Raw genomic sequence first — 13,729 nt, forward strand, 5'->3', positions numbered from 1 at the left:
GACACGATGGGACTCACGCGGGAACAGATCGCGCAGCGCGCCGCGCTGGAGCTCAAGGACGGCTACTACGTCAACCTCGGCATCGGGATGCCGACGCTCGTCGCCAACTACATCCCCGCCGGGATCGAGGTGGTGCTCCAGAGCGAGAACGGGCTGCTCGGCATCGGCCCTTACCCGATCGAGGGCTCGGAGGATCCGGATCTCATCAACGCCGGCAAAGAGACCGTGACGATGCTCGCCGGCTCTGCGGTCTTCTCGAGCTCCGAGTCGTTCGCGCAGATCCGGGGCGGCCACATCGACCTCGCGATCCTCGGGGCGATGGAGGTCTCCGAGAAGGGCGACCTCGCCAACTGGATGATCCCTGGCAAGATGGTGAAGGGGATGGGCGGGGCGATGGATCTCGTGGTGAGCGCGAAGCGCGTCGTCGTGATCATGGATCACGCGGCGAAGAACGGCGCGCCGAAGATCCTGAGCGAGTGCTCGCTGCCCCTCACCGGGCGCGGCGTCGTCCACCGGATCATCACCGATCTCGCCGTGCTCGATGTGACGCCCGAGGGGCTCGTGCTGCGCGAGCTCGCGCCCGGCGTGAGCGCCCGAGAGGTGCAGGAGAAGACACAACCAACGCTCCGGGTCCCCTCCGACGTGAAGGAGATGGACCTGCGGAGCGCCTGAGGGCTCGCTGATGACCTGGCCTGAAAAGACCCTGCCGACGACCGACGCGAGCGAGAAGCGCTCGCTTGGAGCGGGCGTGTTCCGTCGCTGCGACGGCTGCTCGCACACGCACGACGCCGCCGAGCTCGCGCGCACCTTCGAGGTGTGCTCGCAGTGCGGCCACCACCACAAGCTCGACGCCGACGGCTGGCGGAGGCTCCTGCTCGACGACGGCGAGCTCGCCCCGTGGGACGAGCACCTCGTCCCGAACGATCCGCTCCGGTTCAGCGACGGCAAGAGCTACCGGGACCGCGTCGCGGCGCTCCACAAGAAGGGCCGCGCGAAGGAGGCCATCGAGATCGGCCGGGGCAGGCTGGGCGGGCGCGACATCGCCTACGGCGCGTTCGTGTTCGCCTTCATGGGCGGGAGCATGGGCTCGGTCGTCGGCGAGAAGATCACCCGCCTGTTCGAGCGCGCGACGCGCGAGGAGCTCCCGGTGGTGCTCCTCCAGTCGTCGGGCGGCGCGCGGATGCAGGAGGGCATCCTCTCGCTGATGCAGATGGCGAAGAGCGTCGCCGCGCTCGAGCGGTACCGCAAGGCGCGGCTGCCGTTCCTGTCGGTGCTGCTCCACCCGACGACGGGCGGCGTCGCGGCGAGCTTCGCCTTCCTCGGCGACGCGAACATCGCCGAGCCCAAGGCGCTCATCGGCTTCGCCGGCCCCCGGGTCATCGAGAACACGATCCGGCAGACGCTGCCGGCGGGCTTCCAGCGGTCCGAGTTCCTGCTCGACCACGGGATGGTCGACGCCATCGTCCCGCGCCTCGAGATGAAGGCGTACCTCGGGACGCTGCTCCAGCACCTCACGGCCAATCGCCGGGCGCGGCGATGACCTCGGCGGCGCCGCGGCTCCCCGCGCTGCTCGAGGCGCTGGGACAGCGGGCGCCGCGGGGCATGGAGCTCGGGCTCGGCCGGGTCCGCGAGGCGCTCTCCGCGCTCGGCGATCCCCACGAAGGCCTCCCCGCGGTGCACGTCGCCGGCACGAACGGCAAGGGGAGCGTGTGCGCGATGGTGGAGTCGATCGCGCGCGCGGCCGGGCTCCGCACCGGCCTCTACACGTCGCCGCACCTGTCTCGCTTCGCCGAGCGCATCCGCGTCGGGGGCGAGATGATCGGCGACGCGGCGCTCGAGCGCGCGCTCGCGGCCGCGCTCGAGCGGGTCCCCTCGCCGCTCACGTTCTTCGAGGCGCTGACGGTGGCCGCGTTCGTGGCCTTCCGCGAGGCGGACGTCGACCTCGCGATCCTCGAGGTGGGCCTCGGCGGGCGGCTCGACGCGACCAACGTGATCGCCGCGCCGCTCTGCACGGCGATCACGTCGATCGCGCTCGACCACCAGGCCGTGCTCGGGACGACGCTGGCCGACATCGCCCGGGAGAAGGCGGGCATCCTCAAGCCCGGCGCGCCCGCGGTGCTCGGCCTCCTCGATCCGGAGGCCGACGCCGCGATCGAGGCGACCGCGCGGGCGATCGGCGCCGGGCCCCGCCTCCGCGTCGCGCGGGCGGAGCGCGGCGGGCGCGCGGCCGAGATCGCGGTGGAGCGCAGAGGGCGCGCGGCGCACGTCGCCGGGCCGGGGCGCCGCGAGCTCGAGGTGCAGCTCGGCCTCCGCGGCGCGCACCAGGCCGAGAACGCGGGCGTCGCGGCCGGCATCGCGTGGCAGCTCGCCGGGCGGTGGCCCGAGGTCGATCAGGCGCTCGCGGGTGGGCTCGCCGCGGCCCGCTGGCCCGGCCGGCTGGAGCGGATCGACGCGGGAGGCGCCCAGGTCCTGCTCGACTGTGCGCACAACCCGCACGGCGCACAGGCGCTCGCGGCGTGGCTCGACGAGGAGGGACCCGGCGCGGCGCGCACTGTCCTCGTCTTCGGAGCGATGGCCGACAAGGGGTGGGGCGAAATGCTACAGGCGCTCGCGCCGCGCGTGCACCGGCGGTTCTATGTGACGCCGAAGGGCCGCGCGGCCGCCCCGCTCGATGCGCTGCGCGAGGTCGCGCCGGGCGAGGCGCTCGGCGATCCGCGCGCGGCGGTGGCGCGGGCGATCGAGGTCGCCGGGCCGAGCGGGCTCGTCGTCGTGGCCGGCTCGATCTACCTGGTCGGCGAGGTGCGGTCGGCGCTGCTCGGCATCGCGCCGGATCCTGTCGTAACGCTCTGAAGCGGGCGCGAGCGGCGCTGATGTGCAGGCGCGTCGCTGCCCGCCTGCGTGTGCCGGGTGGCACGGGCGATGCCGGTCTGCGGGGCATGACGTTCAGGAAGCGGCGTTCTCCGGTGCTCTTCTCTGTGGCGGCGCTCGCGGCGGCCGCGCTCGCGCGGACGGCGTTCCGCGCTTTGCGGCAGCTCGATCTGCGCGGTCGGGTCGTGGTCATCACGGGCGGCTCTCGCGGCCTCGGGCTGCTGCTGGCCGAGGAGTTCGGCCGGCACGGCGCCCGGGTGGCGATCGCTGGCCGCGACGCGGAGGCGCTCTACCGGGCGGAGCAGCGGCTGCAGGCGCTCGGCGTCGAGGTGCACGCGGCGGCGTGCGATCTCGGCGACCGCGCCGCGGCCGAGGCGTTCATCGACGGCGTGGCGAGGGCGTTCGGCCGGATCGACGTGCTCGTCAACAACGCCGGCGTCATCCAGGTCGCGCCGATGCAGGACCTCCGGGTGGAGGAGCTCGACGAGGCGATGCGCTCGAACTTCTGGAGCGCGGTCCACGCGACGCTGCGCGCCCTTCCGCACCTGATGCGGCAGGGGCGCGCGGCGCGCATCGTGAACGTGGTGTCCATCGGCGGGCGGGTCGCCGTGCCGCACCTGCTCGGGTACAACGCGTCGAAGTTCGCGATGATGGGCTTCTCGGAGAGCGTGCAGGCGGAGCTCACGCACGGGGGCGCGAGGGGCCCGCGCGTCACGACGGTGATCCCGGGTCCGATGCGCACGGGGTCGATCTACAACGCCGCGTTCGGCGGAAGCCGGCAGCACGAGTTCAGCTGGTTCGGCCTGGCCTCGTCCCTCCCGATCGCGACGATCGACGCGCGGCGCGCGGCGCGGCGGGTGGTGGCGGCGGCGCGCGAGGGGCGCGCCGAGGTGAAGCTCGGGCTGTCGTCGCACCTGCTTAGCTGGGCGCACGGGATCGCGCCGCAGGCGACGGTGCGGCTGATGGGCCTCATCAACGCGCTGCTGCCGCCGCCCGGCGGCGGCGAGGGTACGACGCGGGGCAGAGACCTGCGCACGCCGGCGCAGGGGTCGGCCCTGCTGCGCCTGAGCAACGAGGCGGCTCGGCGGAACAACGAGGCTCCGCCGGAAGCGGCGCGGTAGCGACTGCAACGGCGGCGCTATCGCGACCGCGCTGCAAGAGCGGCGCTATCGCGACCGCGCTGCAAGAGCGGCGCTATCGCGACCGCGCTGCAAGAGCGGCGCGATAGGGACCGCGCCGCAGAAGCGGTGCGATAGCGACCGCGCTGCAAAAACAGCGCAGAAGCGGCGCTATAGCGGCTACGCCACAAATCCGGCGCGACGGCGGCCGCCCCCACGGTCGCAGCGCCTGCGATTGGCCGTAGGCCGTCTTGGCAAAGGTTGCTAAGGGTGGTCTCCTCAGCCCCACACCACAGAGAGGGACCGTGCCGAAGCAGACCAAGAAGGATCCTAGGGAGAGCGCTCCGTCGGCGACGGGCGAACCGCAGAAGCAGTCCGCAGGCCGCAAGCTCTTCGGCACCGACGGGGTGCGCGGCGTGGCGAACCAGCCGCCGATGACGCCCGAGATGGCGCTGCGGCTCGGGCGCGCGATCGCGTTCGTCGCGAGCCACGGGAAGTCGCGGCAAGTCCGGGTGGTGATCGGGAAGGACACGCGCCTGTCCGGCTACATGCTCGAGACCGCGATCGCGTCCGGCGTGTGCGCCATGGGCGGGCGCGTGATGCTGAGCGGGCCGATCCCCACGCCGGCGGTCGCGCAGCTCACGCAGAGCATGCGGGCCGACGCAGGGGTCGTGATCAGCGCGAGCCATAACCCGTATCAGGACAACGGCATCAAGATCTTCGGGCCCGACGGCTACAAGCTGCCCGACACCGCGGAGGAGGAGATCGAGCGGCTCATGGAGAGCCACGAGCTCGACGAGGCGCGGGTGGTCGGGGCGGCGATCGGCAGCGCGGTGAAGCTCGACGACGCGCGCGGGCGGTACGTCGTCTTCTGCAAGAGCACGTTCCCCGCGGCGCTCTCGCTCGACGGCGTGAAGGTCGTCGTCGACGCGGCGCACGGGGCGGCCTACCGCGTGGCGCCCTCGGTGTTCACGGAGCTCGGCGCGAACGTGACGGCGCTCGGCGTGAAGCCGAACGGCCGCAACATCAACCGCGAGACCGGCGCCCTGCACCCGGAGCACGTGAAGGCCGAGGTGCTCAAGCGCGGCGCGGCCATCGGCATCGCGCTCGACGGCGACGCGGACCGGGTGATCATGGTCGACGAGCGCGGCGAGGTCGTGGACGGCGACGCGATCATGGCGCTCTGCGCGCTCCGGATGCTGCGCACGGGCAAGCTGCCGCGGAACACGATCGTGACGACGGTGATGTCGAACCTCGGCCTCGAGCGGGCGCTGAAGGCCCAGAACGGGCACGTCGTCCGCACGGCGGTCGGGGATCGCTACGTCGTCGAGGCGATGCGCAACGGCGGCTACTCGTTCGGCGGTGAGCAGTCGGGGCACCTCATCTTCCTGGACCACGCGACGACGGGCGACGGCATCGTTGCGGCGCTGCAGGTGCTCGCGATCATGATGGAGGAGGACAAGCCGCTGAGCGAGCTCGCCTCGAAGGCGATGCAGCGGGTGCCTCAGGTGCTGGAGAACGCGACGTTCACGACGCGGCTGCCGCTCGACAGCATGCAGCGGACGCGGGTCACCGTGGATCGCATCGAGAAGACGCTCGGCGACAAGGGGCGCATCCTCGTGCGCTGGAGCGGGACGGAGCCGAAGCTCCGCGTCATGGTCGAGGGCGAGGACGCGTCGACCATCGGGGCGTACGCGCTCGAGATCATCGAGGCCGCGAAGCAGGACGTCGCTGGGGCATCGGCGTAACCAGGGGCGTAGCTGGGGCTGCCCGGCCCCCGGAGAGGGTGTCCTCTGCGCGGGGTGGGGGCCCCGCCGAACTCGGCGCACGGATGGATCATCCGGCGTTGCCGGATGATCCATCCGTGCGCCTCAGACATCGGCCCATCCCCCACCCCGCGCAGAGGACACCCTCTCCGGGGGCCTACCGTTTTCTGAGGGACACCACGGCGCTGGCTACAGGGCGCGGCGCATGAAGAGGTCTTCTAGCGTCTCGCGGCGCGGGGCCACCTCGACGACCTGCGCGCCCGCCGTGAGCGACGCCTCCAGCACGTCGCGCACGCGCGCCTCGCCCTCGACATCGACCACCACGACGCCGCCACGGCGCGTGGTCGCGAAGCCCTTCGCGCCGAGATCCGAGAGGAGGCCTTCGCTCGCGCCCGCCAGCGTGACCTCGGTGCGCAGCACGTCGCCCCGCAGGAGCTGGCGGATGGCGCCGCTCACCACCACCTGGCCCTCGCGGAGGATCGCCACGCGATCGCACATCGCCTCGACGTCGCTCAGGATGTGGGTCGAGAAGAAGATCGTCCGGCCCTGGTCGCGCTCCGCGAAGATGAGATCACGCACCTCCTTGCGGCCCACCGGATCGAGGCCGCTCATGGGCTCGTCCAGGATCAGCATCTCCGGATCGGAGACCAGCGCGGCCGCGAGCCCCGTGCGCTGCAGCATCCCCTTCGACAGCCGGCGCACCTGCCGATCCGCCGCGTAGGCGATCTTCACCTGATCGAGCACCTCCATCGTCCGCTTGCGCAGCGCCGCGCCGCGCATCCCGGACAGGCGGCCGCAGAGCTCCACGAACTCGCGCGGGGTGAGGTAGGGGTAGACGTACGGGTTCTCCGGTAGAAAGCCGATCTTCCGGCGCGCCTCGGGCGACGGCACGCGCGCGCCGAACAGGTACGCCTCGCCGCCCGTCGGGGCGATGAGGCCCGTCAGCATCTTGATCGTCGTCGTCTTTCCGGCCCCGTTCGGCCCGAGGAAGCCGAAGATCTCGCCGCGCCGTACGCAGAAGCTCACCCCCTTGACCGCCTCGACCGAGCGCCGGCGCAGGAACCCCACCTGGAACGTCTTCAGGAGGCCGCGGACGTCGATCAGCAGCTCGCCGTCCGGCGTCCCTTCCTCGCCGGAACGGGCCGGCGCGGCGCCCCTGTCGCGCGCCTCGACGACGGGCTCGGCTCCGGTGCTCATGCGCCCTCCTCGCCCTCGGGGCTCTCGCCGGGCGCGCCGTCGCCCGGCCGCGCGCGGCCGCGCGCGTTGGCCGCGCTGTACTCGTGCAGCTTGTACTGGATCTTGCGCGGGCTGATCCCGAGGATCGTCGCCGCCTTCGAGGTCGAGCCCTTGCACGCCTCGAGCGTGCGCAGGATCGCGTAGCGCTCCAGATCGTAGATGGTGCTCCCGGGGACGCGCGGCATGCCGTCGACCGCCTCGGCCGGCTCGGACGACATCTGCGCGGGCAGGTGCCGGAGCTCGATGCGCGCGCCGTCGCAGAGCACCGCCGCGCGCTCGATCGCGTTCTCCAGCTCGCGCACGTTGCCGGGGAACGAGTAGGACGTCAGCGCCGACAGCGCCTCGTCGGTGAAGCCCTCGATCCGCTTGCCGTTCTCCTGCGCGTAGCGGCCCAGGAAGAACGTCGCGAGCTCGGGGATGTCGCTCCGGCGCTCGCGGAGCGGCGGGATCTCCAGGGTGACGACGTTGAGCCGGTAATAGAGGTCCTCCCGGAACACGCCCTCGGCGATGCGCTGGCGCAGATCGCGGTTCGACGCGGCGAGGATGCGCACGTCGACCTTGAGCGTCTCGTTGCCGCCCACCCGCTCGAACGTCCGCTCCTGCAGGAAGCGCAGGAGCTTCACCTGCGTGGCGAGCGGGATCTCGCTCACCTCGTCCAGGAACAGCGTGCCGCCGCTCGCCTGCTCGAAGCGGCCCTCGCGGCGGCCGATGGCGCCGGTGAAGGCGCCGCGCTCGTGGCCGAACAGCTCGCTCTCGAGGAGCGACTCGCTCAGCGCGGCGCAGTTCAGCCGGACGAGCGGCGCCTTCGCCCGCGGGCTGGCGCGGTGGATCATCTCGGCGATGAGCTCCTTGCCCGTGCCCGTCTCGCCCACGATGAGCACGCTCGCGCGGCTCGGCGCCACCTGCTCGACCAGCCGGAGGACCTTCGCCATGCTCGGGTGGCTCGCGATCACGTGCCCGAACGCGTTGCGCTCGCGCAGCCGCTCGCGGAGCCGCGAGTTCTCCTGGAGCAGCCGCGCCCGCTCCACCGCGCGCTCGACCACGACCGCGAGCACCGAGAAATCGAGCGGCTTCGTCAGGTAGTTGTACGCGCCCTTCTTCACGGCCTCGACGGCGCTAGAGATGGTGCCGAACGCCGTCATCACGACGAAGGTCGCGTCCGGCAGCGCGAGCTGCGCCTTCTCCATCATCCGGATGCCGTCGAGCCCAGGCATCTTCAGATCGGTCAGGACCACGTCCGGCGCGAACTCCTCGAGCTTGCCGAGCGCCTTGAAGCCGTCGGCCGCGGTCTCGGTCGTGTATCCCTCTTCGCGAAGGATCTCGGAGAGCGCCGCGCGCGCGTTGGCCTCGTCGTCGACGATCAGGATACGCCCCCGGGATGCCATGGTGATTGGCTTTCCTAGCACGCGCGCCTGCAGAATTGGGCGGCGGGTCGGCCCCGGCCGAGCGCCGCCGGGATCGCGGGCGCTTGGGTCGAGCACGTTTGCGACCGGGTCGCCGTCGCAGCGGCGCGCCGCCGCGACGCACGCAGCGGACGCCGAACAACCGGCCTCCCCGCGCGGTGAGGCCGCACTTATCGAGGCGTGCGGCGCGCCTGTCGCGGAGCTGCCACCGATGAAAACCGCTGTTTCACGCGCCGCCCGGAGTGATACAACGGGCCGCGCGCGAGGTCTCCACCGTCCCGATTGGCGGGCGTTTCCTTGATCGATCTCGCGGGTGAGGCTCGATGCATACGCTTCGGAAGGTGTTCGCCGACAGGCCCCGGCGCGCTGCGCTCACGGCGCTGCCGCTCGTCGGCTCGCTCACGCTCGCGGGCGCTGCCGAGGCGCAGCAGCCGCAGCCGCCCTTCGGACCTCAGCCGCTTCCGGGCCAACCGGCGCAGCCGCCGGGATCGTTCGGTCCCGAGCCTCTTCCCGCCCAGCCCGGTCCCTTCGGGCCGCAGCCCGCCCAGCCCGGTCCCTTCGGGCCGCAGCCCGGCGCCTTCGGGCCGCAGCCCGCGCAACCCGGCGCCTTCGGGCCGCAGCCCACCCAGCCCGGCGCCTTCGGGCCGCAGCCCACCCAGCCCGGCGCCTTCGGGCCGCAGCCGGGCTTTCCGGGCGACGCTCCCCCGCCGCAGCTCGGGCAGCAGCCGGGCCAGCCGTCGCCGGACGCGAGCTTCTCCTTCGGCGCGCAGGCGTCGGTCGGAGATCAGGGCCTCCAGGCCGGCGCGGCAGCGCCGAAATCCACCGCGTGGGACGAGGAGGAGCGGGCGCTCTCGCTCACCGCGCAGCCGAACCTGTGGGGCTCGACCGGCCTGCTCAGGACGTCGTACGCAGGCTCGGGCGCGCCGGGCACCTTCCGTGTGTCGTTCCTGCTCGACTGGTTCTCCACGAGCGGCTTTCTCTGCGATCCCGCCGAGTCGACGCTCGCCGGCTACCCGATCACGTGCGGTCCCGATGCGAAGGAGGACTCGGCGAGCCACGTGGGGGCGTTCTTCGCACTGAACGCGACCCCGCTGCCGTTCCTCGAGGGGTACGCGTCGATCCGCACGTTCGCGAACGCGAACGACCAGGGTCGACCGCGGCTGCTGCAGGTGCTCGGCGACACGACGTTGGGCGTGAAGGCGTTCACGCCCACGAAGATCGGCAAGCCGTTCTCCTTCGGCGGCGAGGCGCAGCTGCTTCTGCTCAACGGGACGGGCGACGTCGGCCTCGCCGGCGGCGGCACGAGCGCGGTCTTCCGCGGGCTCGCGACGCTCGATCTGCGCAAGCCGCAGGGCAAGGGGTTCCCGCTGCGGGTGAACGTGAACCTCGGCTACAAGCTCGACAACTCCGGCGTCCTCGTCGAGGAGGTCGAGAAGCAGCGGGCGAAGGCGTTCACGGACGACCGCGAGCGGCAGCCGATCACGCGGATCGAGCGGTTCGGGCTCGGCATCAACCGCGTCGACTTCTTCCAGACCCACCTCGGCGTCGAGATGCCGCTCCCGAAGGTGCAGCCGTACCTCGAGTACACCCTCGACATCCCGGTGAACCGGCAGGGTTACGAGTGCCACACGAAGACCGTGTCGCGCGGCGACGTCTGCCTCGGGCTCGACGACTTCTCGTCTCCTGACCCGCAGAACCAGGGCGGACCGGGTTATGCCGCGGCGCCGTCGCGCCTGTCGCTCGGCGTTCGGGTGACGCCGTTCGAGAAGGCGTTCCGCGGGCTCTCCGGGCACGCGGCGTTCGATCTCGGCCTGTCGGCGACGTCCGTGTTCATCGAGGAGGTCGCGCCGCAGGCGCCGTGGACGCTCTATCTCGGCGTTGGCTATGCGTACGACACGAAGCAGAAGGAGCCGCCGCCGGCCCCTGCGCCGCAGATCATCAAGGAGCCGCCGCAGCTCGTGCCGGCGCCGCAGAGCTTCGTTCGCGGCTTCGTGCACGAGCAGAACAGGCCGGACGCGGCGGTGGCGGACGCCATCGTGGCGATCGAGGGCGTGGCTCAGCCGCCGTACGCGACAGGGCCGGACGGCCGCTTCCTCACGCGGCATCTCGAGCCGGGGACGTACACCTTCAACGTCCGGGCGAACGGGTACAAACCCGGCACCTGCCAGGCGACGATCCTCGCTGGCGGGGCAGCGCCGGGGCAGCCCGGCGCCTTCGGTCCGCAGCCCGGGCAGCCCGGCGCCTTCGGTCCGCAGCCCGGGCAGCCCGGCGCCTTCGGTCCGCAACCCGGGCAGCCCGGCGCTTTCGGTCCGCAACCCGGGCAGCCCGGCGCTTTCGGTCCGCAACCCGGGCAGCCCGGCGCTTTCGGTCCGCAGCCTGGGCAGCCCGGCGCCTTCGGTCCGCAGCCCGGGCCCTTCGGTCCGCAACCCGGCCAGCCGGGCGCCTTCGGTCCACAGCCTGGACAGCCTGGGCCTTTCGGTCCGCAGCCCGGCGCTTTCGGTCCGCAACCTGGACAGCCCGGGCCTTTCGGTCCGCAGCCCGGGCAGCCGGCTCCCTTCGGTCCGCAGCCGGGAGGGCCTGGCGCTGCGCCGAGCCCGGCACAGCCGCAGGGGCCGACGTTCGTGGACGTCGACTGCTCCCTCGAGGCGCTGCCCAAGACGGGCAACGTCGTCGGGACGGTGAAGGACGCGGAGAGCGGGGACGCGGTCGCTGGCGCGACGATCCGGCTGGTCGACGCGGCGGGCCGAGAGCAGACGGCGACGACCGACGGGAGCGGCGCCTTCCGTTTCGCCGACCTGCCGGCCGGCGCGGTGACGCTCAAGGTCGAGGCGCAGGGCTACATGAACCACGTCAACGAGGCCGACGTCCGGACGAGCGAGGACACGCGCGCAGCGCTCAGCGTGAACAAGCGGCCGAAGGTCTCGCTCGTGAAGGTGCTGGGCAACGAGATCAAGATCTCGCGGCAGATCCACTTCGAGACCGACTCGGCGAAGATCCTGGGCGACTCGAACGCGCTGATGGAGGAGATCGCGGACGTGCTCCAGCGGAATCCGAACATCCGCAAGGTCGAGATCCAGGGGCACACCGACAACACGGGCGGGCGTGAGCACAACCAGACGCTCAGCGAGGCCCGGGCGAACGCGGTTCGCGCCTGGCTGATCCGGGCCGGCGTGGACGGCTCGCGGCTGCTCGCGAAGGGCTACGGGCAAGACCGCCCCGTCGCGCCGAACGTCACGCCCGCGAACAAGGCCAAGAACAGGCGCGTTCAGTTCATCATCGTGGAGAAGTGAGCCAGGCCCGCCCTCGGGCGGGCGCGGCGTCCGCCCGCGCCTCGGCATCGCTTGTCGGCGCCGGGGCGCTGCGATAGGGCACGCGCATGATCAAGCAGGTCGTCGCGGCCGCGCTGGCGGTGGTGGCGGGTTGCGCGGCGCCCACACCGGCGCCCGACGCCCGGCCAGCCGAGAGCGCCCGGCCCCCCTCGGTCGGCGCCGCGCCCGCTGCGGCGACAGCGACGCCAGGCTCTGGCGCGGCCGAGGTGGCGTCAGCGCATCGCGCGGAGGACGCAGGCGCGCAGGAGCCGCCGCAGGACGGGGGCGGTCGCGAGACGACCGAGGCCGCCGCGCCGCCCGGCCCGGGAGCGGAGCCCACCGCCGGAGCCGCCGCCAGCGCCGCGGCGCCCGTCAGCGCGGACAACAAGATCTTGCCGGCGCTCGAGAGCAAGGAGCTCACGGAGCAAGCCAGGGCGTTGTTCGACGCCGTCGTGAAGAACGAGCCGGCGCTGGCCGAGCCGTTCTGGTTCCCCAAGGCGCCGTTCATCCCGCTCAAGGACGTGAAGGACCCTGGCAAGTACTGGGACAACCTCCACGCCGCCTACGTGAACGACGTGAAGTCGATGCACCGGAAGCGCAAGAGCTGGGAGGGGGCGCAGTTCGTCGGCTTCGTCGTCGGCTCCAAGCCGAAGTGGGTGCCTCCGGGCGACGAGGTCAACAAGATCGGCTACTACCGCTCCTTTCACGGCAAGCTGAAGTACGAGATCGACGGCAAGCCGGCGAGCCTGGACGTCCACACGATCATCTCGTGGCAGGGCCGCTGGTACATCACGCACCTCGGCGACTTCAAGAAGCGCTAGGCGTCCGCGCCCGCTCCTGCGAGGAGCTCGGTGTGGGCCAGCACCTGGCGCTCGCGCCCGGCCAGCACCTGGCGCTCGCGCTCGCGATCGCGATCGAGCGCGCCGGGCCATCGAGCCGGCGGCGCGCGCCCTTCTCGTGCGTGCGCGCGCCCTTCTTGTGGACGCTGCGCGGGTGCGCCGCCATGGTCTCCGTGTGGCGCCGCTCGTCTCCGTCTTGCTCCCGTACCGGCAGGCGGAGACGACGATCGAGGAGGCCCTGGAGAGCGTGCTCGCCGAGCGCGCGGTCGCCATCGAGGTCATCGCCGTGGACGACGGCTCGACGGACGGCGGGCCGAACAAGGTCGCGCGCATCGCGCAGCGCGACCGCCGCGTCGTCCAGCTCGCGACGGGCGGCGTGGGGATCGCGCGGGCGCTCGCTCGCGCATCGGAGGCGGCGCGCGGCGAGCTCCTCGCCCGCATGGATGGCGACGACATCTCGGTCGGCGAGCGCCTCGCGCGGCAAGCGGAGATGCTCCTGCGGGATCCCCGGCTCGGCGTCGTCGGGGCGCGCGTCGAGGCGTTCGCCGCCGGGCCGATCGGCGAGGGCATGCTGCGCTATGTCGACTGGCTGAACTCCATCGTCACCCCCGAGGACCACGCGCGGGAGATGTTCGTGGAGTCCCCGCTGTGCCACCCGTCTGTGATGCTGCGGCGGAGCGCGCTGGAGCAGGTCGGCGGGTTCCGGGAGGTCCCGTGGGCGGAGGACTACGATCTGTGGCTGCGCCTCGACGCCGCGGGCGCGCGCATGGCGAAGCTCCCGGAGCTCGGCCTGCGCTGGCGGCACCGTGAGGGCCGCGCCACGTTCGCCGATCCGCGGTACGCGATCGCGCGCTTCCTCGAGGCAAAAGCGCACTATCTCGCGAGGAAGCTGGGTCCAGCGCGCCCGCTCGCCGTGTGGGGCGCAGGCAAGACAGGCCGGCGGCTGGCGAGGGCGCTCGCCCGAAACGGCGTGACGCCCGCGCGCTTCGTGGACATCGACCCGCGCAAGATCGGCCGGATCGCGCAGGGCGCGCCCATCGTCGACCCGTCGCGGCTGGAGCGCGGCGCAGAGACCGTCGTCGTCGCCGTCGGGGCGCGGGGGGCGCGCGCGCTCATCCGCGGCCACCTCTCGGCGCGCGGCTTCGTCGAGGGCGCCGATTATGTGTGCGCCTCCTGAGCGCGCGCCCGGCG

10 protein-coding genes are annotated in these 13,729 nt (G+C 72.5%); 8 read left to right on the top strand and 2 right to left on the bottom strand.

Features of this window, described 5'->3' with window-relative positions; translation table 11 throughout:
• The first annotated feature begins 6 nt into the window (after positions 1 to 6).
• From WME90_RS30540 to glmM, 5 genes are all read left to right on the top strand, one after another.
• Positions 7 to 672: a CoA transferase subunit B gene (locus WME90_RS30540; RefSeq protein ID WP_437275547.1), complete on the top strand. Its 666-nt coding sequence runs from the start codon at positions 7 to 9 to the stop codon at positions 670 to 672.
• 10 nt (positions 673 to 682) lie between these two features.
• Complete coding sequence (gene accD / locus WME90_RS30545; RefSeq protein WP_437275548.1) at positions 683 to 1,540, top strand: acetyl-CoA carboxylase, carboxyltransferase subunit beta; 858 nt, start codon at positions 683 to 685, stop codon at positions 1,538 to 1,540.
• Positions 1,537 to 2,850, top strand: coding sequence for a bifunctional folylpolyglutamate synthase/dihydrofolate synthase (locus tag WME90_RS30550; protein ID WP_437275549.1), 1,314 nt, complete (start codon positions 1,537 to 1,539; stop codon positions 2,848 to 2,850). Before accD ends, WME90_RS30550 begins: the two co-directional genes overlap by 4 nt.
• 113 nt (positions 2,851 to 2,963) lie before the next feature.
• On the top strand, positions 2,964 to 3,989 hold the full coding sequence (locus tag WME90_RS30555; RefSeq protein ID WP_437275550.1) for an SDR family NAD(P)-dependent oxidoreductase: 1,026 nt from the start codon (positions 2,964 to 2,966) through the stop codon (positions 3,987 to 3,989).
• A gap of 302 nt (positions 3,990 to 4,291) precedes the next feature.
• On the top strand, positions 4,292 to 5,734 hold the full coding sequence (glmM, locus tag WME90_RS30560; protein ID WP_437275551.1) for a phosphoglucosamine mutase: 1,443 nt from the start codon (positions 4,292 to 4,294) through the stop codon (positions 5,732 to 5,734).
• Positions 5,735 to 5,941: 207 nt separating this feature from the next.
• On the opposite strand, the gene WME90_RS30565 is transcribed toward glmM, so the two are convergent.
• Both WME90_RS30565 and WME90_RS30570 read right to left on the bottom strand, forming a co-directional pair.
• Positions 5,942 to 6,949 carry an ABC transporter ATP-binding protein gene (locus tag WME90_RS30565; RefSeq protein ID WP_437275552.1) on the bottom strand — a complete coding sequence of 336 codons (1,008 nt, stop codon included), beginning with the start codon at positions 6,947 to 6,949 and terminating at the stop codon, positions 5,942 to 5,944.
• Positions 6,946 to 8,373 carry a sigma-54-dependent transcriptional regulator gene (locus tag WME90_RS30570; protein WP_437275553.1) on the bottom strand — a complete coding sequence of 476 codons (1,428 nt, stop codon included), beginning with the start codon at positions 8,371 to 8,373 and terminating at the stop codon, positions 6,946 to 6,948. Before WME90_RS30570 ends, WME90_RS30565 begins: the two co-directional genes overlap by 4 nt.
• Positions 8,374 to 8,714: 341 nt before the next feature.
• On the opposite strand from WME90_RS30570, the gene WME90_RS30575 reads away from it, so the two are divergent.
• The 3 genes from WME90_RS30575 (at position 8,715) to WME90_RS30585 (ending at position 13,715) form a co-directional block, all read left to right on the top strand.
• Positions 8,715 to 11,681: a carboxypeptidase regulatory-like domain-containing protein gene (locus WME90_RS30575; protein ID WP_437275554.1), complete on the top strand. Its 2,967-nt coding sequence runs from the start codon at positions 8,715 to 8,717 to the stop codon at positions 11,679 to 11,681.
• An 86-nt stretch (positions 11,682 to 11,767) separates the two neighbouring features.
• Positions 11,768 to 12,520, top strand: a complete 753-nt coding sequence (locus WME90_RS30580) for a hypothetical protein (RefSeq protein ID WP_437275555.1) — start codon at positions 11,768 to 11,770, stop codon at positions 12,518 to 12,520.
• 172 nt (positions 12,521 to 12,692) lie between these two features.
• The gene (locus WME90_RS30585; RefSeq protein WP_437275556.1) at positions 12,693 to 13,715 is read left to right on the top strand and encodes a glycosyltransferase; all 1,023 of its coding nucleotides are present in this window, start codon (positions 12,693 to 12,695) and stop codon (positions 13,713 to 13,715) included.
• Positions 13,716 to 13,729: the final 14 nt, after the last annotated feature.

The organism is Sorangium sp. So ce375, from assembly GCF_051473855.1.
Lineage (GTDB): Bacteria > Myxococcota_A > Polyangia > Polyangiales > Polyangiaceae > Sorangium.